The sequence below is a fragment of the Dermacoccus sp. MPR-E5 genome (genome assembly GCF_058809565.1).
The window spans coordinates 28,358-49,574 of sequence record NZ_JBXASS010000001.1 but is presented as its reverse complement, the minus strand read 5'-3'; the positions used below and the strand labels follow the sequence as shown (position 1 = coordinate 49,574).

18 protein-coding genes are annotated in these 21,217 nt (G+C 70.2%); 1 reads left to right on the top strand and 17 read right to left on the bottom strand.

Going from position 1 to position 21,217, the window contains the following annotated elements:
• Positions 1-26: 26 nt before the first annotated feature.
• From AC1RS9_RS00205 to efp, 17 genes are all read right to left on the bottom strand, one after another.
• The gene (locus AC1RS9_RS00205; RefSeq protein WP_473957013.1) at positions 27-872 is read right to left on the bottom strand and encodes an HAD-IA family hydrolase; all 846 of its coding nucleotides are present in this window, start codon (positions 870-872) and stop codon (positions 27-29) included.
• 35 nt (positions 873-907) lie between these two features.
• Positions 908-3,340, bottom strand: coding sequence for a primosomal protein N' family DNA-binding protein (locus tag AC1RS9_RS00200; protein WP_115296154.1), 2,433 nt, complete (start codon positions 3,338-3,340; stop codon positions 908-910).
• 112 nt (positions 3,341-3,452) lie between these two features.
• Positions 3,453-4,670 carry a methionine adenosyltransferase gene (metK, locus tag AC1RS9_RS00195; RefSeq protein ID WP_038568493.1) on the bottom strand — a complete coding sequence of 406 codons (1,218 nt, stop codon included), beginning with the start codon at positions 4,668-4,670 and terminating at the stop codon, positions 3,453-3,455.
• A 58-nt stretch (positions 4,671-4,728) separates the two neighbouring features.
• Complete coding sequence (locus AC1RS9_RS00190) at positions 4,729-6,042, bottom strand: bifunctional phosphopantothenoylcysteine decarboxylase/phosphopantothenate synthase (RefSeq protein WP_006943768.1); 1,314 nt, start codon at positions 6,040-6,042, stop codon at positions 4,729-4,731.
• A gap of 13 nt (positions 6,043-6,055) precedes the next feature.
• Entirely contained in the window at positions 6,056-6,319 is a 264-nt protein-coding gene (rpoZ, locus tag AC1RS9_RS00185; protein ID WP_006943764.1) for a DNA-directed RNA polymerase subunit omega, read from the bottom strand.
• A gap of 76 nt (positions 6,320-6,395) precedes the next feature.
• Complete coding sequence (gene gmk / locus AC1RS9_RS00180) at positions 6,396-6,962, bottom strand: guanylate kinase (RefSeq protein WP_006943738.1); 567 nt, start codon at positions 6,960-6,962, stop codon at positions 6,396-6,398.
• A 182-nt stretch (positions 6,963-7,144) separates the two neighbouring features.
• Entirely contained in the window at positions 7,145-8,029 is an 885-nt protein-coding gene (pyrF, locus tag AC1RS9_RS00175; protein WP_492920110.1) for an orotidine-5'-phosphate decarboxylase, read from the bottom strand.
• Between the two features lie 226 nt (positions 8,030-8,255).
• Complete coding sequence (locus tag AC1RS9_RS00170) at positions 8,256-9,194, bottom strand: dihydroorotate dehydrogenase (RefSeq protein WP_115296152.1); 939 nt, start codon at positions 9,192-9,194, stop codon at positions 8,256-8,258.
• Positions 9,191-10,048, bottom strand: coding sequence for an iron-sulfur cluster-binding protein (locus AC1RS9_RS00165; RefSeq protein WP_237723732.1), 858 nt, complete (start codon positions 10,046-10,048; stop codon positions 9,191-9,193). The genes AC1RS9_RS00170 and AC1RS9_RS00165 overlap by 4 nt, the downstream gene beginning before the upstream one ends.
• A 65-nt stretch (positions 10,049-10,113) precedes the next feature.
• Positions 10,114-13,422 (bottom strand): carbamoyl-phosphate synthase large subunit, encoded by a 3,309-nt coding sequence (carB, locus tag AC1RS9_RS00160; protein ID WP_115296150.1) that lies wholly within the window; start codon positions 13,420-13,422, stop codon positions 10,114-10,116.
• Complete coding sequence (gene carA / locus AC1RS9_RS00155) at positions 13,422-14,621, bottom strand: glutamine-hydrolyzing carbamoyl-phosphate synthase small subunit (RefSeq protein ID WP_074039459.1); 1,200 nt, start codon at positions 14,619-14,621, stop codon at positions 13,422-13,424. The genes carB and carA overlap by 1 nt, the downstream gene beginning before the upstream one ends.
• Complete coding sequence (locus AC1RS9_RS00150; protein WP_312293463.1) at positions 14,618-15,922, bottom strand: dihydroorotase; 1,305 nt, start codon at positions 15,920-15,922, stop codon at positions 14,618-14,620. Before AC1RS9_RS00150 ends, carA begins: the two co-directional genes overlap by 4 nt.
• The gene (locus tag AC1RS9_RS00145) at positions 15,919-16,860 is read right to left on the bottom strand and encodes an aspartate carbamoyltransferase catalytic subunit (protein ID WP_006943772.1); all 942 of its coding nucleotides are present in this window, start codon (positions 16,858-16,860) and stop codon (positions 15,919-15,921) included. Before AC1RS9_RS00145 ends, AC1RS9_RS00150 begins: the two co-directional genes overlap by 4 nt.
• Positions 16,857-17,483, bottom strand: coding sequence for a bifunctional pyr operon transcriptional regulator/uracil phosphoribosyltransferase PyrR (pyrR, locus tag AC1RS9_RS00140; RefSeq protein WP_006943833.1), 627 nt, complete (start codon positions 17,481-17,483; stop codon positions 16,857-16,859). The genes AC1RS9_RS00145 and pyrR overlap by 4 nt, the downstream gene beginning before the upstream one ends.
• Positions 17,484-17,656: 173 nt before the next feature.
• Positions 17,657-18,313, bottom strand: coding sequence for a P-loop NTPase family protein (locus AC1RS9_RS00135; protein WP_006943811.1), 657 nt, complete (start codon positions 18,311-18,313; stop codon positions 17,657-17,659).
• Positions 18,314-18,413: 100 nt separating this feature from the next.
• Positions 18,414-18,830 carry a transcription antitermination factor NusB gene (gene nusB, locus AC1RS9_RS00130; protein ID WP_006943739.1) on the bottom strand — a complete coding sequence of 139 codons (417 nt, stop codon included), beginning with the start codon at positions 18,828-18,830 and terminating at the stop codon, positions 18,414-18,416.
• 3 nt (positions 18,831-18,833) lie between these two features.
• Complete coding sequence (gene efp / locus AC1RS9_RS00125) at positions 18,834-19,394, bottom strand: elongation factor P (RefSeq protein ID WP_131941121.1); 561 nt, start codon at positions 19,392-19,394, stop codon at positions 18,834-18,836.
• Between the two features lie 224 nt (positions 19,395-19,618).
• On the opposite strand from efp, the gene AC1RS9_RS00120 reads away from it, so the two are divergent.
• Positions 19,619-21,211, top strand: coding sequence for a glutamate synthase-related protein (locus AC1RS9_RS00120; RefSeq protein WP_474916045.1), 1,593 nt, complete (start codon positions 19,619-19,621; stop codon positions 21,209-21,211).
• Positions 21,212-21,217: the final 6 nt, after the last annotated feature.

The following is a 21,217-nucleotide window of genomic DNA, read 5'->3' as shown; positions in this document are numbered from 1 at the left end:
CAGGGGGTGAGTCGTGAGGAATCAGTCTAGTGGTGAGCCGCGCCGGCCCCGGCGGTGCCGTCGGGCGTCTCGGACACGCCGGCACTCGTCTGGCGCGAGCCGGCTGACGGCTCCAACGGCAGCCCGCGCAGGCGCAGATCGTCGCGCAGGGTGTCGGGGTCGGTGAACAGGATCGCGTCGAGGCCGGCTTGCTCGGCCCCCATGACGCTGGCGGCTGAGTCGTCGATGAAGACGGCGTCGCTCAACCCGCCGCGGTGGCGCGTCACCTCTTCGAGGATCTCCCAGATCTCCGGGTCGGGCTTCGTCACGCCCTCCTCGCCGGAGACGATGATCTCCTCGAACAGGTCGAGCACGTCGCCGTGCAGCGAACGGGCGACCTCGAACAGCTCGGCGCTGAAGTTGGTCAGCGCGAACAGTGGCACACCCGCCTCAGCGAGTTCGCGCACGATGGCGACGCTGCCCGCGATCGGCTCGGCGATGGCGAGGTGGAAGTTGTCGATGTAGGCCTGCGCCGCGGCCGTGTGGTGCGGGTGTCGCTCGTCGATCTCGGCGACGATCTCGCGCCACGCGCGCCCGCCGTCAGCGGCGAGGTTGTGTGCGAAGAAGTCGAGTTCGGGGTCGGTGAGCAGCGCTGTCGCCGCGTCCTCGCCGACGGCGTCGAGCAGTGCCGCGCGCGGCTCCCAGCGCACGAGCACGTTGCCGATGTCGAACACGACCATGTCGACCGGGCTCGGCTGCGGCGCGTCACCCAGGTCGGCGAGGCTCGCGAGGTCGCCGGCGTCGGGGCCGTCGAGGTCGTCGAGGTCGATCGCCCGGGCGCGGCGGCCGGCACTCGAGGTGAGGCCGCTCGTGAGGTTAGGTCCAGACATCATGGCGCCACCGTAGCGGGCGGAGCGGCTCGGGCTCGTCATGCCAGGCCGTCCAGGAGTGGGTCGAGGCGCACCGTGACGACGGGTTCGCGCGCGGCTGAGCGTGACGCGGTGAGGGCGCGCAGCAGCGCCGGGACGTCTGCATCGGTCGGGTCGTTCCACCGCGCGAGGAAGCGCACGAGCGACTCGTCGTCGTCCGACGACGTGGCCTGACGCTGGGGCGTCGCCCGGTCGAACACGTGCCGGCGCCGCAGCGGCAGCGGGCCGAGTACGTCGACGCTGACGTCGTGCTCGCGCGCCGCCTTCTCGAGCGCTTCGGCGTACCGAGCGGCCGCGCGTCGCGGGCCCTCGAGCGCTGCCATCCGCGTGGCGGGTGGCAGCATCACCTCGACGCGCTCGGCGAGTTCACGCGCCGCGAACCACCGCGGCGCCCAACGCACGAGCGCCTCGACGGCGGGAAACGGCACGTGCCGGGGCACGCCCGCAAGGTAGACGACGCCGCCCGTCGACGCCGGGCGCACGAGGCCCGCCGCGGCGCACCAATGCGTGAGGGCACGCTGACCGGCGTCGAGCCCGCCCCGGTCGAGCAGGGCCCATGCGTCGAGCAGGATCGCGGCGCTGTACCCGTTCTCGGCGACGGGTTCAGCACCGGGGGTGCAGATGACGAGCGCGGGCTCGTCGGGCACGCTCGCGAGCACGTCCGGCGCCCCGGAGCGCCGCACCGGCACCCCGGGAAACGCACGGCCCAGTTCTTCGGCGGTGCGTCCGGCCCCGATCGTCAGCGACCGGATCTCGTGGCTGCCGCACTCGGGGCAGGTCAGCACGTGCGCGACGTGGCCGCACCACCGGCAGGTCGGGGCGCTGTGCTCGCCGTCGAGCCCGAGCGGCCCGTGGCACACGTCGCAGGTCGACTTCGTGCGGCACCGGGCGCACGCGATCGTCGGGATGTACCCGCGGCGCGGCACCTGGACGAGCACCGGCCCGTCCTGCAACGCGCGGGTCGCGCCCTGCCATGCCTCGGCGGGGATGCGCGCGCGGGCTGCGGCGCCGTGACGCTCGACGCTGCGGTCGTCGCCCGTGACGACGACGCGCGCGCTCGTGCGTTCGACCGGGTCGACGGGGACACTGACGCCGGCCTCGACCTGGGCCTGCACCCGCACCGACGGCACGGCGCCCGCGCTCAACAGGGCGGCCGGGGCGAGGTCGGCGCGAGTCTCGAGCACGGCTCCGACGTGCGGATACGGCGCGTGCGGGTCGACGTGAAGGGTGTCGGCGTCGTCCCACCACACGACGAGGCCGAGGTCGGGCACCGGAGCGAACATCGCCGCGCGCGTTCCGACGACGACATCGGCGAGGCCGCGCAGCGCCTTGAGAAACGCGGTGTAGCGGGCCTGCGGACCCATGTCCGCCGTGAGGGTGACGACCTGATCGTCGCTCAACCGGGCCGAACACGCCGCGGCGACGCGATCGACATCCCGCCCGTCGGGCACGACGACGACGGTGCAACGCCCAGAATCGCGCACCGCTGCCGCGGCGTCCGCGACGGCGGCAGGCCAGGCATCCGGGCCGAACAGCCCGGGCGCGACATCCCAGGAACCACGCGGGTTCTCCCCCGCGGCAAGATGCGTGAGCAGGCTCAATCCCCCGGCGTAGTGACGCCACGCGCTGAGCGGCGCCGGCGCACTGGCCGCCACCGCGCCGCTCGTCGCATGACTCGTCGAGGCCATATCATCGCCCGGTGTAGGCCCGTCGGCCGCAACCGCGCCGCTGGACGTCGCGCTCGTCGAGGCATGCCCGCCGCACGACGCGAGCGCCTCGCCAGGAGCAGCCTCGTTATCAGCGACAGCCGCACCATCATGGGCAGCAGCGCCGCCCGTGACAGCCGAAGCCTCGTCGTCAGGCTCAGCCGGCACAGCCGAAGCGGCGTCAGGACCAGCGTTCCCGGCCTCAGCCACCTCGGGCATCGATCGATCCGCCGCCGACGCCTTCGCCATCCGCTCGTCGAGGGCCTTCTCGGCGCGTGCGTGCCGCGGTGGGATCGCGAGGCGCAGGACATCGGAGACGGTGCCGCCCATGCGAGCGGCGACGGCTTGCGCCACCTGCCAGATGTGCTCGGTGAGCACGGCCTCGGGCGACACGACGGCGAGCAGCGGGCTCAGCGTGCCGGTGAACTCGGGGGTCTCGCGCACGCCGACGACGTACCCGGTGATGCGCTTGCCGTGGAAACGCACCTTGACGGCGACGCCGAAGCGCACGTCATCGGCCAGTTCGGCGGGGATGCGGTACTCGAACTCGCGGTCGAGGTGAGGCACCTCGAGCATCGGCCAGACGACGGCGACCCGTTCGCTCCCACCGTCGCGCGTAGCAGCCTTCGCGCTGCCCGCATCGTCCCCGCGTGCCTTGGCGCGCACGGCGTCGCGCAGCAGCGCGAGTTGTTCGCTGCTCGCGGCGTGCACGTCGTCGCTCGTCATGACCTCATCTCTACACGAGTGCTCCGACAACCCCGGCATCCCGGGAGTTTCGGGGCCTGAACGCAACCGTGCCGCGGCCCGATCGAGCGGGTCACGGCACGGATCACGCCTCTCAGCCGGCCGCGCGCTGCAGCTCTTCGATGCGGTTCGTCTGCTCCCACGTGAAGGGGTTCTCGACGCCGTCGGCGCTCGTGCGACCGAAGTGGCCGTACGCGGCCGTCGGCTGGTAGATGGGGCGCAGCAGGTCGAGCGCGTCGACGATAGCGGCCGGACGCAGGTCGAACGTGTCCGCGATGGCCTTCTGGATGACGTCGAGCGGCTTCGTCTCCGTGCCGAAGCACTCGACGTAGAGGCCGACGGGCTGCGCCTTGCCGATGGCGTACGCGACCTGCACCTCGCAGCGCTTCGCGAGGCCTGCAGCGACGACGTTCTTCGCCACCCAGCGCATCGCGTACGCAGCCGAACGGTCGACCTTCGACGGGTCCTTCCCGGAGAAGGCGCCGCCGCCATGGCGGGCCATGCCGCCGTAGGTGTCGACGATGATCTTGCGGCCGGTGAGGCCCGCGTCGCCCATCGGGCCACCGATGACGAACTTGCCGGTCGGGTTGATGAGCTGACGCATCTCGTTCGTGTCGAGTGTGACGCCGCTCGCCGCGAGCTCCGCGATGATGGGCTCGATGACGTGACGCGTGATGTCGGGCGCGAGCTGGCCGTCCAGGTCGATGCCGGCGTCGTGCTGCGTCGACAGCACGAGCGTGTCGAGCGCGACGGCCTTGTCACCGTCGTAGGAGATCGTCACCTGCGTCTTGCCGTCGGGGCGCAGGTAGTCGAGGTCGCCGTTCTTGCGGACGCTCGTCAGGCGCTCGGAGAGGCGGTGCGCGAGGTGGATCGGCAGCGGCATGAACTCGGGCGTGTCGTCGCACGCGTAGCCGAACATGAGGCCCTGGTCGCCCGCGCCCTGGCTGTCGAGGGGGTCCTCGCCGCCGCCGACGCGGTGCTCGTGAGCGCTGTCCACGCCCTGCGCGATGTCCTCGGACTGAGCGCCGATCGAGACGGAGATGCCGCAGCTGTGGCCGTCGAAACCCTTTTCGGACGAGTCGTAGCCGACGTTCGTGATCACCTTGCGCACGAGCTTCGCGACGTCCGTGTACCCCTCGGTGCGCACCTCGCCGGCGACGTGGACGAGACCCGTCGTCACCATCGTCTCGACGGCCACGCGGGCCTGCGGGTCCTGGCGCAGCATGTCGTCGAGAATCGCGTCACTGATCTGGTCGCAGATCTTGTCGGGGTGGCCCTCGGTGACGGATTCGGACGTGAAGAGACGAGACAACGGAATGACTCCTTAGGGCAGCGGCTGCTGGCTGGGTGCGACGCACCCATCGTTGATGTTACTGAGAGGGGACGAGGTCGGCGACGAGATCGAGCAGCGCCGCCGCGATGTGAGACTTGGGCGCCGGGCCGACCGTGACGACGTCATCACTGCCGCGGCGCAGCAGGTGAGCCGTCGACGAATCCTGAGCGAACGTCACGCCGTCGCCCACCTCGTTGGCGACGAGGACGTCGCAGCCCTTGCGGGCCAGTTTCGCGCGGGCGTGGTGGAGAACATCGCCGTCAGCGTCACCCGTCTCGGCCGCGAAGCCGACGATGACACGGCTCGACACGTTCGTCGACGCGGCTGTCGGCTGGAGCTCTGCATCACGCTGACGCACCGCCTCGGCGAGGATGTCCGGGTTGCGTACGAGGGTGATGACGGGCGCCGAGTCGTCGCCGTGGGTCTTCTTGATCTTCGCGTCCGCGACGTGGTCGGGACGGAAGTCGGCGACCGCGGCCGCCATGACGAGGACGTCGGGCGTCGCCGCGAGCACCGCGTCACGCATCTGAAGGGCGCTCTCGACGCTGACGACGCGGACGCGCTGCGCGAGGTCGGCCGGGGGCTGCATCGTCGTGACGAACGTGACGTCGGCGCCGCGATCGGCGGCCGCCGCCGCAATGGCGAAACCCATCTTGCCGCTGCTGCGGTTGCCGAGGTAACGCACCGGGTCGATGGCCTCGCGTGTGCCGCCGGCGGTGACGAGCACGGTCCGGCCGGCCAGAGCGCCTGACGGGGTGACGGCGTCCTCCTCGCGCCCGGTGGTCTCGGCCAAGCCACCCGCGGTGGCGCCGCCACGTCGCTCTCCGCTCGCCGCAGCCGCGAGGGCCGCGTCACGGATGACGTCGGGGTCGGGCAGGCGCCCGGCGCCGGTGTCGGCGCCCGTCAGCCGCCCGGACGCGGGCTCGACGATCGTCGCGCCACGCGAGCGCAGCGTCGCGACGTTCGCCTGCGTCGCGGGGTGCAGCCACATCTCGGTGTGCATCGCCGGCGCCATGACGACGGGGCAGCGCGCCGTCAGCAGGGTGTTGGTGAGCAGGTCGTTCGCCATGCCGGCCGCGGCCTTGGCGAGGACGTCGGCCGTCGCGGGGGCGACGACGACGAGGTCGGCGTTCTGCCCGAGCCGGACGTGCGGAACCTGCGCGACGTTCTCGAACACGCCTGTCTGCACGGGCTTGCCGGAGAGTGCCTCCCACGTCGGGGCGCCGACGAACTCGAGCGCTGACGCGGTGGGCACGACCGTCACGTCGTGGCCGGCTTCTGTGAAAAGACGAAGGAGCAACGCCGCCTTGTAGGCAGCGATGCCCCCTGTCACACCGAGAACGATGCGCATGTGCGAGATCGACTCAGGCTTCGAGCTTCTCGATGGAGAGCAGGCCCTCGTTCATCTCGCGCAGCGCGATGGAGAGCGGCTTATCCTGCGGCTGGGCGTCGACGAGCGGGCCGACGTTGTCGAGCAGGCCGTCGGCGAGCTGGCTGTAGTAGCCGTTGATCTGACGGGCGCGCTTGCTCGCGTACGTGACGAGGGCGTACTTGCTGTCCGCGATCTCGAGCAGGTCGTCGATGGGCGGATTGGTGATGCCGATGGGCTCGGCCTTCGTGCCGGACATGTGTCCCTCTTCTCCTCGGGGCGCGTGGCCGCCGTCGCTGCGCGTGATGCGCGGCGCGCGGGCAGGCGAACGTGCCTCAGTGTTCAGGTGTTCTCATCAATGATACGAGTTCTTCGGAGGCACGCCGAACATCGTCGTTGACGATGACGTGGTCGAACTCGCTCTGCGCCGCGAGTTCGACCTTCGCGGTCTCGAGGCGGCGCTCACGCTCTTCGGGGGTTTCGGTGGCGCGGCCGACGAGTCGGCGAACGAGTTCGTCCCAGCTCGGCGGCGCGAGGAAGACGAAGAACGCATCGGGGGCGTTCTGCTTGACCTGACGCGCGCCCTGCAGGTCGATCTCGAGCAGCGGGAGGCGGCCGTCGGCGATGGCCTGCTCCACGGGCGCCTTCGGCGTGCCGTACGACGCCCGACCGTGGACGATGGCGTGCTCGAGGAAACCACCGTTCGCGGCCATCTCGGCGAACTCGTCGTCCGTCATGAAGTAGTAGTGGACACCGTCCACCTCACCCGGACGTGGCGGGCGCGTCGTCGCTGACACCGACAGCCACACCTCGGGATAGTGCTCGCGGATGTACGCGGCCACCGTCCCCTTGCCGACAGCCGTCGGCCCGGCCAGAACGACCAGTCGTGCACTCACCGCCATGCCCTTTCGTCAACGCCCGCCCCGATCAGCGGTTCGCTCATCCTTTCACATGGGTGCGCGCACCACACGAGCGTCATCTCAGGTCGCACCGACGCCGCCGATCTGCCAATCGGTGCGGTTCTGCACCGTCTGGGGAGCGCCGGCACAAGTCGGCCCGGGCGCCTCGCGATGCCTGTCTCCGCTCAGCGGAGGCCGGCCACCGACTCACGCGTGCGCTCGACGGCGGCGACGAGCCCGTTGACGGAGGGGCCGGCCTTGAGGACATCGCGTGACGTCGTCGGGATGACGCGTGAGATGGACTCGCCGAACACCGATCGCATCGACTCGACGGTGCCGCCCTGTGCGCCGAAACCGGGCGCGAGGATCGGCGCGTGCGAGGCAGCGAGAGCGCCACCCAGACCGAGGTCGTCGAGGGCCGAACCGATCGTTGCGCCCATGACGAACCCGATGTGGCCCCACTCCCCTCGCGCTGCCGCGTCGGCGTTGTCGCGCGTCGCGGCGGCGACGATGTCGCCCGCCACGGTGCCGCCCGGCGTGACGGCGTGCTGCACGCCCGCACCCTCCGGGTTCGACGTCAGCGCAAGCACGAACACGCCGCGCCCGGTGTCACGCGCGAGATCGAGCGCCGGCCGCAGCGACTCGTATCCGAGGTACGGGCTCACGGTGATGGCATCCGCGGGTTCCGGCGCATCCTTGCCGAGGAACGCCTCGCCGTACGCCGTCATCGTCGTGCCGATGTCGCCGCGCTTCACGTCGAGGATGACGAGCGTTCCCGCCGCGCGCAGCTCAGCGGTCACACGCTCCAGCAGCGCCACCCCCCGCGCGCCGAACACCTCGAAGAAGGCGGACTGCGGTTTCACAGATGCGACCCGCCCACCGAACGCCTCGACGCACGTCAGCGCGAACCGCTCGACACCGGAGTAGGAGTAGTCGAGCTCCCACGACTCGACGAGCGAGCGGTGTGGGTCGATGCCGACGCACGCCGGCCCGAAGCGCGCCTGCGTCGCCGCGAGCCGAGCGCCGAAGCCGGCGCTGTCACGTGCAGCGGGTTCAGCAGATGTGGTCATGGGAACCTCCGTGAAGATGAAACATGAACAGGAAAGGACTTCGGCCCTGGCTGCCTCGCGCACGAGCCCGGCCGCCGTGGGCCGTTCGAGGATGAGGCCCAGCGCGCCTGGATGACATGGTTGCCGGCGTCACGCACGAGCCGAACCGCCGTCGATCGCACAAGCGGAATGCGCGCGCTTCCATGGGTGGCGGTCGCTCTCGTGCACGACCACACGGCGCGTCACGTCACGCATGCGCCGCCCCGACGAGCCCGGCGACGGTGAGATCGCGCTCGGCGAGGAAACCGGCAAGCCCGTCCCGCAGCCTCACCCCGGCCCGCGGATCGCGGAACAGCGCCGAGCCCACCTGGACGGCCGAAGCCCCTGCCGCGAGCGCCTGGACGGCGGCGTCGACGCACGCGATGCCGCCCCCGGCGATGATGGGTGCCGTCGGCAACCGACCGGCCACCATGGCGGCCTTCACCTCGAACACGCCACCGACCGTCAGCGGCAGCAACGCCGGCCCGGCCATCGCAGCACGGGTGCCCGCGCGCGGGCGCAGCGTCGTCACGTCGATGCTGGAGGCGACCGGAGCGTGCCCGAGCACGAGTGCGTCAGCACCCGACTTGAGGCAGGCGCGCGACAACTCGACGAGGTCGGTACCGAGCGTCAGCTTCGCCGCGAGCATGACGTTGCGCGGCAGGTGCTCCCGCACGCGCGCGATCACCTTCGTCACTGCGTACTCGTCACCGGCGAACGCTCGCCCGTTGTTCGCCTCGTTGGCGACCGAGAGATTGACCTCGACGCCGAGCACCCCACGCAGCGCCGTCCGTCGCCGTACGGCCGCGGCCGCGTCGGCGAAGTCGCCGCTCGTCGCACCCGCGATGGAGACGATGACGGGTGTCGGCGCCGTCACCCCCCACGGCAGACGCGTCGCGTTGAGCGAGTTCGCGCCGACGTTGGGCGTGTCGTGCGGGTGCACGATCCCTGACGGCGATTCGACGATGACGCGTTCGCGCGACGCGTCCTGCGCCTCCACCGTCAGCGACGGCGTGACGAGCGCACCGAACGCGCCGAGCCCACCCCAGCGCACGAGTTCGTGCCCGTACCCCGCACACCCAGAAGCCGCGATGAAGGGTGAGTCGAGCTTGTTCAACCCCAGCGTCGTCGCGAGTGCCCCGCTCATGCCGAGACCTCGAGCAACTGCGCCCACGCCATCCGATCGGCGGGCAGGACGGGCCCTTCGGTGCAGCAACGCACGGGCGTCACCTCCCCGTCCGCGTTCGCGACGGGCAGCGCGCACGCCCTGCACAACCCGGTTCCACAGGGCATCGGCACGCCGAACGCGGCCTGCACGGGAACCGAATGCCGTTGCGCCGCAGCGGTGATCGCGGCCAAGGACGTCACGTCGCCACTCGCATACACGAGGGCCGTCTCGTGCTGACGCAGCGTCGCATCCAGCGCCACCTGCATGCGGTACGCGAGGTCCTCCCCCGCGCCCGCGTCGGGCACCACCGTCGTGACGCTGCCGACGAGCCGTCGCGCCTCGATGACGCCGAGGAGCCGACGCTCGTCCTCACCGCCGATGACGACCCGCGGTACCTGGCAGCCCGCGCGGCGCAGCGTCTCGACGAGCCACACGGTCGACGCCGTGCCCGCCCCGACCGCTGCGACGACGACGGGCACCGGGTTCGTCGGAATAGGGAAACCGCGTCCGAGCGGGCCGAGGATGCTCACCTCGTCGTGCAGGCGCCGCGCAGCCAGCCACGCCGAACCGGCGTCCGCATCGGGGTCGACGACGACCTCGACGGTGCCGCCGTACGTGCCGCTCGGCGTCACCGAGCGAAGCGGCAGGGCACGGCGCGTCACGATGGCGGAGGCGTCATCCCCGACGGCGAGCGAGACGAGCTGCCCCGGTCGCGCGAGTTCGGCGATGCCCGCCGCGACGAACGTGTGCGCGACGAACGCGCCGACACGTCGCGTCGAGATGAGTTCACCGGTGACGGCGACGACGTCCTTGGGCTCTCGGGAGCCACTCACGGCACCCTCGTCACCCGAGGTCGTCGCAGCCGTCACCGGCGTCGATCCGGCGATGTCGACCTGCCTCAGCGCGTGCCGTACATGTCGAGGTCGCGTGCGTGCTCCTGCAGCGACTTCACCGCGTACGAGCCGTGCATGCTGGCCTCGATGGCCTGCACGGCGGCCGCGAGCTCCTGCACCGTCGTGAGGATCGGCGCGTTCATCGATGTCCCTGCCGCGCGGATCGCGTAGCCGTCAGCGCGTGCATCCGACCCGGACGGCGTGTTGACGATCATCGCGACCTCGCCGTCGAGGATCTGCGACACGATCGTCTTCTCCCCGTCCGGCCCGGGGCCTTCGGAGTGCTTGCGCACCACGGTAGAGGCGATTCCGTTGCGGCGCAGCACATCCGACGTCCCGGGCGTCGCGAGGATCTCGAAGCCGAGGTCGACGAGACGCTTGATCGGGAACAGCATCGCGCGCTTGTCGCGGTTCGCGCACGAGACGAACACGGTGCCTGACGTCGGCAGCCCCTGCCCTGCGCCGAGCTGCGCCTTGGCGAACGACGTGGCGAAGTCGGCGTCGATGCCCATGACCTCACCCGTGGAGCGCATCTCCGGCCCGAGCAGCGAGTCGACGACCTGCCCCTCGGCGGTGCGGAAGCGCTGGAAGGGCAGCACGGCCTCCTTGACCGCGACGGGCGCGTCCATCGGCAGCTTGGCGCCGTCGCCGCTCGGCGGTAGCAGCCCTTCGGTGCGCAGGTCAGCGATCGAGGCGCCGAGCATGACACGCGCCGCGGCCTTCGCGAGCGGCACGGACGTCGCCTTCGCGACGAACGGGACGGTGCGCGAGGCGCGCGGGTTTGCCTCGAGGACGTAGAGCACGTCTTGCGCGAGCGCGAACTGCACGTTCATCAGGCCGCGTACGCCGATGCCCTGAGCGAGCGCCAGCGTCGAGGCGCGCACGCGCTCGAGCTCTTCGGTGCCGAGGGTCGCGGGCGGCAGGACGCACGCGGAGTCACCGGAGTGGATGCCGGCCTCCTCGACGTGTTCCATGATGCCGCCGAGGTACATGTCCTCGCCGTCGAAGAGCGCGTCGACGTCGATCTCGATCGCCTCGTCGAGGAAGCGGTCCACGAGCACGGGGTGCTCCGGCGACGCCGTCGTCGCGCGCGTGACGTAGCCGCGCAGCGTCTCGTCGTCGTAGACGATCTCCATGCCGCGCCCGCCGAGCACGTAGCTCGGGCGCACGAGCACGGGGTAGCCGATCTCGCGGGCGACCTCGATGGCCTCCTCGGCCGAGAAGGCGATGCCGTGACGCGGCGCGGGCAGCTTCGCGTCGGCGAGCACGCGCCCGAACGCGCCGCGGTCCTCCGCCAGGTCGATGGCCTCCGGCGAGGTGCCGACGATCGGCACCCCCTCGTCCTTGAGCGCCTTCGCGAGCCCGAGCGGCGTCTGACCGCCCAGCTGGACGATGACGCCCGCGATCGGGCCGGCCTCGCTCTCGGCGTGGACGACCTCGAGCACGTCCTCGAGCGTCAGCGGCTCGAAGTACAGGCGCGAGCTCGTGTCGTAGTCCGTCGAGACGGTCTCGGGGTTGCAGTTGACCATGATCGTGTCGTACCCGGCGTCACGCAGCGCGAACGAGGCGTGCACGCACGAGTAGTCGAACTCGATGCCCTGACCGATGCGGTTCGGGCCCGATCCGAGGATGATGACGGCCGGCTTCTCGCGCGACAGCACCTCGCTCTCCTCGTCGTAGGAGGAGTAGTAGTACGGCGTCTGGGCGGCGAACTCGGCGGCGCACGTGTCGACCGTCTTGTAGACCGGGCGCACGCCGAGGGCATGACGCACGCCGCGCACGACGTCCTGCTTCATGCCCGTCAGCTGCGCGATCTGGGCGTCGGAGAAACCGTGCTTCTTCGCCAGGCGCAGCAGGTCGGGCGTCAGCTGGGGCGCCGCCGCGATCTCGGACGCGACGTCGTTGATGAGCTGCATCTGGTCGAGGAACCACGGGTCGATCTTCGTCGCCTCGTGCACCTCCTCGACGCTGAGGCCCGCGCGCAGCGCCTGCTGCACGAGGACGATGCGTCCGTCCGTCGGCTGCTTGGAGCGCTCGAGGATCTCGAGTGCCTCGTCGCGGCTCGTCACCTCGCTCGCCGGATCCCAGTGGAACTGGCCGTCGCTGCGTTCGATCGAGCGCAGCGCCTTCTGCAGCGCCTCGGTGAAGTTGCGGCCCAGCGCCATCGCCTCGCCGACGGACTTCATCGTCGTCGTCAGCGTGCGGTCGGCGGCGGGGAACTTCTCGAACGCGAAGCGCGGCACCTTGACGACGATGTAATCGAGCGTCGGCTCGAAGCTCGCCGGGGTCTCGGCGGTGATGTCGTTCGGCACCTCGTCGAGCGAGTAACCGATGGCCATCTTCGCGGCGATCTTCGCGATCGGGAAGCCGGTCGCCTTCGACGCGAGCGCCGAGGAACGCGACACGCGCGGGTTCATCTCGATGACGATCATGCGCCCGTCGGCCGGGTTGATGGCGAACTGGATGTTGCAGCCACCGGTGTCGACGCCGACCTCGCGGATGACGGCGATGCCGACGTCGCGCATGCGCTGGTACTCGCGGTCGGTGAGCGTCAGAGCGGGAGCCACGGTGATCGAGTCACCGGTGTGCACGCCCATCGGGTCGAAGTTCTCGATCGAGCAGACAACAACGACATTGTCGACGTTGTCCCTCATCACCTCGAGCTCGTACTCCTTCCACCCGAGGATCGACTCCTCGAGCAGCACCTCGGTCACGGGGCTCGCCTGCAGGCCCGCGCCGGCCATGCGGCGCAGATCGGTCTCGTCGTAGGCGAAGCCGGAACCGAGGCCGCCCATCGTGAACGACGGGCGCACGACGACGGGGTAGCCGAGGTCGTCGGCGGCGGCGAGCACCTCGTCCATCGTGTGGCAGATGTGGCTCTTGGCCGATTCGGCGCCACAGCGCTCGACGACGCCCTTGAACTTCTCACGGTCCTCGCCGAGCTCGATCGCCTCGACGTTGGCGCCGATGAGCGGGCAGCCGTACTTCTCGAGGACGCCGTTCTTGTGCAGCGCGATCGCGGTGTTGAGCGCGGTCTGACCACCGAGGGTCGCGAGCACCGCGTCCGGGCGCTCCTTGGCGATGATCGATTCCACGATCTCCGGCGTGATCGGCTCGACGTACGTGACGTCGGCCGTCTCCGGGTCGGTCATGATCGTCGCCGGGTTCGAGTTGACGAGGATGACGCGCAGGCCCTCCTCGCGCAGGACGCGGCAGGCCTGCGTCCCCGAGTAGTCGAACTCGGCGGCCTGACCGATGACGATCGGGCCGGAGCCGATGACGAGGACGCTCTTGATGTCGGTGTTCTTGGGCATCAGGCGTTCACCTTCTGGTTGTCGCTCATCATCTCGACGAAGCGGTCGAACAGGTACGCCGCGTCGTGCGGGCCGGCCGCGGCTTCGGGGTGGTACTGGACGGAGAACGCCGGGATGTCGAGGCAACGCAGGCCTTCGACGACGTCGTCGTTGAGGCACACGTGCGAGACCTCGACGCGCCCGAAGCTCGTGCCGTGTTCGGCGTCGCTGGGCGCCTGCGTCGATCCCTCGATCGGGGCGTCGACGGCGAAGCCGTGGTTCTGCGCGGTGATCTCGACGGTGCCGCTCGCCTTGTCGAGCACCGGCACGTTGATGCCGCGGTGGCCGTACTTCAGCTTGTACGTGCCGAACCCGAGCGCGCGCCCGAGCAGCTGGTTGCCGAAGCAGATGCCGAAGTACGGGATGCCGGCCGCGAGCACGTCGCGCAGCAGCTCGACCTGCGGCGCCGTCGCCGGGTCGCCGGGGCCGTTCGAGAAGAACACGCCGTCGGGGTTGATCGCCGTGATGTCGTCGAGCGCCACCGTCGCCGGCAGCACGTGCACCTCGATGCCACGCTCGCTCATCATCCGCGGCGTGTTCGACTTGATACCGAGGTCGACGGCCGCGACGGTGAACTTCTTCTCACCCTTCGCCTCGACGACGTATGCCTCCTTCGTCGCGACCTCGGATGCGAGCTCGGAGCCCTCCATCTGCGGGGCGTTCTTCACCGCGTCGAGCAGGTCGGCGTCGCTGTTCGCGGCGTCCGCACCCGAGAACACACCGACGCGCATCGCGCCGCGCTCGCGCAGGTGGCGCGTCAGGGCGCGTGTGTCGATGTCGCAGATACCGACGATGCCCTGCTCGGCGAGGTCGTCCTCGAGGGTGCGCACCGAGCGCCAGTTCGACGGGCGGATGGCGGGGTCGCGCACGACGTAGCCGGCCACCCAGATCTTGCCCGACTCGTAGTCCTCGTCGTTCATGCCCGTGTTGCCGACGTGCGGGGCCGTCATGACGACGACCTGCTTGTGGTAGCTCGGGTCCGTCAGCGTCTCCTGGTAGCCGGACATGCCGGTCGAGAACACGGCCTCACCGAACGTCGTGCCGATCGCGCCGTAGCTGCGGCCGCGGAAGATGCGTCCGTCCTCGAGGACGAGGCAGGCCGGTTCGCGCGAGACGAACGCACTGGCGCGCTTCGTCGTGGCGGGGGTGGTGTCGTTCACTGCTGAACCTCTCCGTCGTGGAAGGTGCGACGTCCGCGCAGGTACGTCGAGACCACAGCGCCCTCGAGCGTGCGGCCGTGCCAGGGGTTGTTGCGGGAAAGCGACTTCGAGTCGTCCTTGTTCACCGTGACGGTGACGGACGGGTCGAAGAGCGTGATGTTGGCGGGTGCGCCGGCGACGAGGCCCTGGCCGTGCGAGCCCAGCCGGGCGATCGCGGCGGGCTTCGTCGACATCGCATCGGCGACCTGTTGCCACGTCATGCAGCCCGTGGCGACCATCGTCGTGTGGACGACGGCGAGCGCCTGCTCGAGGCCGAGCATGCCGAACACGGCGTCCGCGAACGCGTGCTCCTTGTCGTGGCGCGCGTGCGGCGCGTGGTCGGTCGCGACGATGTCGATCGTGCCGTCGGCGAGCGCCTCGCGCACGGCCTCGATGTCCTCGCTCGGGCGTAGCGGCGGGTTGACCTTGTAGACCGGGTCGTAGCTCTCGACGAGGTCCGTCGGCAGCATGAGGTGGTGTGGGGTGGCCTCCGCGGTCACGGCGATGCCGAGCGACTTCGCCCAGCGCAGCACCTCGACGGTGCCCGCCGTCGACGCGTGCGCGACGTGGACGCGGCTGCCGGTGTGGCGCGCGAGCATGACGTCACGCGCGACGATGACCTCCTCCGCGACGCCGGGCCAACCGGGCAGACCGAGACGTCCGGAGATCTCACCCTCGTGGCAGCAGGCCTGGCCGTCCGCGAGGTTCGGGTCCTGCGCATGCTGGCTGACGACGCCGTCGAACGCCTTGACGTACTCGAGCGCGCGACGCATGAGGCGGCTGTCGTGCACGCACTTGCCGTCGTCGGAGAAGACCCGGACGGCGGCGCGCGAGCGGGCCATGAGGCCGAGCTCGGCGAGTTCCTCGCCGGCGAGGTTCTTCGTCACGGCGCCGATGGGGTGGACGTCGACGAGCCCGACGCGCTCCCCCAGCTCGGCGATGCGCTCCGCGGCCTCGGCGGTGTCCGTCGCGGGGTTCGTGTTGGCCATCGCGAAGACGGACGTGAAGCCGCCGGCTGCGGCAGCCGCCGAACCCGTCGCGATCGTCTCGGCGTCCTCTCGGCCCGGTTCGCGCAGGTGGGTGTGCAGGTCGACGAGGCCGGGCAGCGCGACGAGTCCGTCGGCGTCGACGCGCGTCGCGCCGGCGGCGTCGAGGTTCGTACCGATCTCGGCGATGGCGCCGTCACGCACGAGGATGTCGGCCGCGCCGGTGCCGACGACGTCGGCGCCGGTGATGAGAACGGGGCCTGCGTGGTCGCTCATGCCTGAGCTCCTTCCGTCGAGTTCGAGGCGAGTAGGTGGTACAGGACGCTCATGCGCACGGCGACGCCGGCGCTCACCTGGTCGAGCACCTTCGAGCGTGCTTCGTCGGCGGCGTCGGGGCTGATCTCGAGGCCTCGGTTCATCGGGCCCGGGTGGCAGATGACGGCATGCTGCGGCAGCAGCGCGAGGCGGTCGCGCGTCAGGCCATACCCGACGGTGTACTCGCGCGGCGTCGGGAAGTAGCCGCCGGACATGCGTTCGCGCTGCACGCGCAGCATCATGACGGCGTCGACGTGCGGCAGCACGGCGTCGAGGTCGTAGCTGACGTCGAAGCCGTCGCGCGCAGCCCAGGCGGCGATGCCGGACGGCATGAGCGTCGGCGGCGCGACGAGCGTGACGTGCGCGCCGAGGGTCTTGAGCAGGATGAGGTTGGAGCGCACGACGCGACTGTGCGTGAGGTCACCGACGATCGCGACGTGCTTGCCCTCGAGCGTGCCGAGCTGCGCCTGCATCGTGTAGGCGTCGAGCAGCGCCTGCGTCGGGTGCTCGTGGGTGCCGTCGCCGGCGTTGACCACCATGCAGTCGACCCACTGGCTCACCTGCAGCGGCGCTCCGCTGCGGTTGTGGCGGATGACGAGGCCGTCGACGCCCATGGCCGCGACCGTCATCACGGTGTCGCGTAGCGACTCGCCCTTGCTGACGCTCGAGCCCTTCGCACTGACGTTGATGACGTCCGCAGACAGCCATTTCCCGGCGATCTCGAAGGAGCTGCGGGTGCGCGTCGAGTCCTCGAAGAACAGGTTGACGACGGTGCGTCCGCGCAGCGCGGGCAGTTTCTTGACCTCGCGGTTCTGCACGTCGTGCATGGCGGCGGCCGTCTCGAGGATCATCTCGGCGTCGTCGTGGGTGAGGTCGGCGGCCGACAGCAGGTGCTTCACGACGCGTCCTTTCGCTGCTGCGGCGCGGCGGGGCCGCTGATGCGCACCTCGTCGCTGCCGTCGGTCTCGGCGACGCGCACGCGCACGTGCTCGCTCGTCGCCGTCGGCAGGTTCTTGCCGACGTGATCAGCGCGGATCGGCAGTTCGCGGTGGCCGCGGTCGACGAGGACGGCGAGGCGGACGGCCTTGGGGCGCCCGAGGTCGCCGAGCGCGTCGAGGGCTGCGCGCACGGTGCGTCCGGAGAAGAGAACGTCGTCGACGAGGACGACGGTGCGCCCGTCGATGCCGGCTGCGGGGATGTCGCTCTGATGCGCCACACGGGCGGGGTTGGCACGCAGGTCGTCGCGGTACATCGTGACGTCGAGCGTGCCGACGGGAATGTCGATGCCCTCGACGTCCTTGAGCGCGTCCGCCAGGCGGCGGGCGAGGTGCGCGCCACGCGTCGGGATGCCAAGCAGGACGAGATCGTCCGCGCCCTTGTTGCGTTCGAGGATCTCGTGAGAGATGCGGCGCAGAGCGCGACCTATCTCGGGGGCCGACAGGACCACGCGGCCGTCGTCGGGAGTGGTTCGTGATGTCGAGACGTCCCCGTCACCGGGTACGCCGAGAGCGTCGCGCGTCATGCGCAGGCCTCCTTCGCCGCCTCACAGGACGGATCGTTAAAGGATGATTCCGCTGCCCACCTTATCGCGCCTCGCTGGCCACGCCTGACCGGCGTCGTCCTGTTGGGACCCCGGCACTCGGCCTAATGACCTGCTCTTGGCAGTCTCCGAGATCGGACACCGTGAATGAACGTTCAGAACTCGACGAAGCGCGCCGCGTCGTCACCGGCCGGGGCGGGCAGGTCATCGATGCCGCCGTGCCGCAGCGCTGCTTCTCGCGACGCGGCCCCGATGTTGTCTAGCTCCAGCGACTGGACGAGCCGGTCGAACGCGCGCGGATGCGTCAGCCGCAGCACGGGCACCCCCTCCGGCGCAGCCTCCCAACGGCGCATGCGCTCGCGTTTGCGCGCGAACGATGAGAAGTGCCACCGCACGATGGAGTTGCGCGAGAACAGCTGTCGCACGCTCTCCGTGTTCCCGTTGCACACGGGCGTGCGAGTGGTGAGGCGATGGACGCAGCGGCGCACGAGGCGGGAGAGGGTGAGGGCACGCGAGTAGTCGAGCGCGATGACGACCTGCGCCCGCTCGAGCATGACGTCCCTCCAGGCGCCGTACGCCGAATCGACGACCCAGCCCTGTGCGCTCGCCATCTGGTGCGCCAGAGCCCGCTGCTCATCCTGCGGACGCTCGATCCAACCGGGCAGCCACCCGACCTCGTCGTCGACGAGGTGGACGGGCAGCCCCAGGGCAGCGCCGAGCCGCGCCGCGGCCGTCGACTTGCCCGATCCCGTGACGCCGTACAACAGCACTCGCTGCGCGTGTTCGACATCGGAGAGGGAGGCGACGGGCATGATCCGAGCATATCGGGGCACTCAGGCCCACGCGAGCGACATGACACGACCCACCCGCGCGAACGGGTGGGTCGTGTCATGTGAGTGGTGGACGGGGCCGTCAGTCGACGATGCTCGACTTCACTTCGGACAGCTTGGTCAGCAGACCACCGATGAACTGCGGCGAGTTGTCGGTCGACAGCTCGGTCGCGAGGTTCTTGGCCTCGGAGACGGCGACGCCGTCGGGCACGTCGTCGACGTAGAGCACCTCGTAGGCCGCGACGCGCAGCAGCGCGCGATCGACGGCGGGCATGCGATCGAGCGTCCAACCGCGTGCGTACGTCTCGAGCGCTTCGTTGATCGTGCGCCAGTGGTCGACGACGCCGCGCACGAGCACCGCGGTGTACTCCGGCAACGGAGCCGGCGTCACGGGCGCGAGGACGCGCTCGTCGAGCAGGTCCTTCGCGTTGATCTCACGCTGCTCGGCTTCGAACAACAGGTCGAGGGCGCGCTTGCGCGCCTTGGTGCGAGCACCCATCGATCAGGAGACGCGGCCGAGGTAGGAGCCGTCGCGCGTGTCGACCTTGACCTTCGTGCCCTGCTCGAGGAACAGCGGCACCTGGATCTCGGCGCCCGTCTCGAGCGTCGCGGGCTTCGTGCCACCGGTGGAGCGGTCGCCCTGCAGGCCCGGCTCGGTGTGCGTGATCTCCAGGACGACGGACGCAGGCAGCTCGACGTAGAGGACGGTGCCGTCGTTCTGCGCGACGATCGCCTCTTGGTTCTCGAGCAGGAAGTTCGCGGCGTCGCCGACGGCGGTGGCCGGGATGTTGATCTGGTCGTACGTCTTCATGTCCATGAACACGTAGTCGTCGCCGTCCTTGTAGAGGTACTGCATGTCGGAGCGGTCGACGTTGGCCGTCTCGACCTTGACGCCGGCGTTGAACGTCTTGTCGACGATCTTGCCGCTCATGACGTTCTTGAGCTTCGTGCGGACGAAGGCCGGGCCCTTGCCGGGCTTGACGTGCTGGAACTCGACGACGGACCACAGCCCGTTGTCGATCTTGAGAACCATGCCGTTCTTGAGGTCGTTCGTGCTCGCCATGGAGATCCGCCTTCGTTCATCGGGCAGCGCCAGGGCTCGTCGGCCCCGTGAACGCGCACCCGGGTGATGCCGCTGCGGACGGTGATCCGCGCGGCCGGTCAACAATCGCCCGCGCAGGCGCACGGGCATCAGCGCCCAGTCTATCGCGTGAGCGCACCTCCCCCGATCGACGTTCCACACCTGCGCATGATGCATTTCACGTCGAGCCTCGCCATACTGGGCGCATGAAGTGGACTCGCCTCGCAGCCGCACTGCCCGCACTCGGCACGGCCGGTGTCGCCGCCTACGACCTCACGCAGAAGAACCACTCGCTGCTTCGCAACTTCCCCGTCCTCGGCCACGCGCGCTACGCGATCGAGCTGATCGGCCCCGAGATGCGGCAGTACATCGTCGCAGGCAACGACGAGGAGCGCCCGTTCAGCCGCGACCAGCGCGCCTGGATCTACCGCTCGGCCAAGGGCGTCAACAACTACGTCGGCTTCGGCACCGACAACGACCTCGAGTGCAACGAGGGCTACCCGATCGTCAAGCACCGCACGTTCGCGCAGTCCCATGCCGCGGAGACCGACGACCACGCCATCCCCTGTGCGAAGGTGCTCGGCGGGGCCCGCGGACGCGCCAAGGCGTTCCGTCCGCGCTCGGTCGTCAACGTCTCCGCGATGAGCTTCGGCTCGCTCTCCGGCGCGGCGATCACCGCGCTCAACAAGGGCGTCGCACTCGCCGGGGCGATGCACAACACCGGCGAGGGCGGGTTGTCCACCTATCACCGAAGCGGCGGCGACCTCATCCTGCAGATCGGCACCGGCTACTTCGGCTGCCGTGACGAAGACGGCCACTTCGACCTCGACAAGCTCGTCACCGTCGTCGAGTCGGCGCCCGTCAGGGCCATCGAGATCAAGCTCTCCCAGGGCGCCAAACCGGGCCTCGGCGGCGTCCTGCCCGGCGCGAAGGTGACGAAGGAGATCGCCGACATCCGCGACGTCCCGCAGGGCGAGACCGTCGTCTCGCCGTCACGGCACACCGCGTTTCACGACATCGACTCGATGCTCGACCTCGTCGAGACGATCGCCGAGGGCACCGGCCTGCCCGTGGGCATCAAGTCGGCCGTCGGCGAGATGGGGTTCTGGCAGCAGCTGACGGCGGCGATGTCGAGCGTCGACGGCCCGCGCCGGGGAGTCGACTTCGTGACGATCGACGGAGGCGAGGGTGGCACGGGTGCGGCGCCCGTCGTGTTCTCCGACTCGGTCGCGCTCCCCTGGGCCGTCGGCTTCTCGCGCGTCTACGCCCTGTTCGCCGAGGCCGGCCTCACCGACGACGTCGTGTTCATCGCCTCCGGCAAGCTCGGCCTGCCGATCACGGCGGCGCAGGCGTTCGCGATGGGCGCCGACATGATCAACGTCGCGCGCGAGGCGATGCTGTCGATCGGCTGCCTGCAGACGCAGAAGTGCCACGAGGACACCTGCCCGACGGGCGTCGCGACGCAGAACGCGTGGCTCGCGCACGGCCTCGACCCCGAGCTCAAAAAGGTGCGCCTCGCGAACTACCTCGTCGCGCTGCGCAAGGACCTGCTGAAGATCAGTGACGCCGTCGGCGTCGCGCACCCCGGTCTGCTGACGCCCGACGACGTCGAACTGCTCGACGGGATGCGCAAGGGCACCGGCCTCGCCGACGTCTTCGGCTACCAGCCCGGCTGGGGGCGCCTCGGCGACGAACTGGCGCGCGAGATCACCGACATCATGGTCGCCGGCGACTTCGAGAACGCCGGCACCGCCGCCGGTGACCGCGAGACGGCGAAGAAGGAGCAGCCGACGCGCTGACCGGGG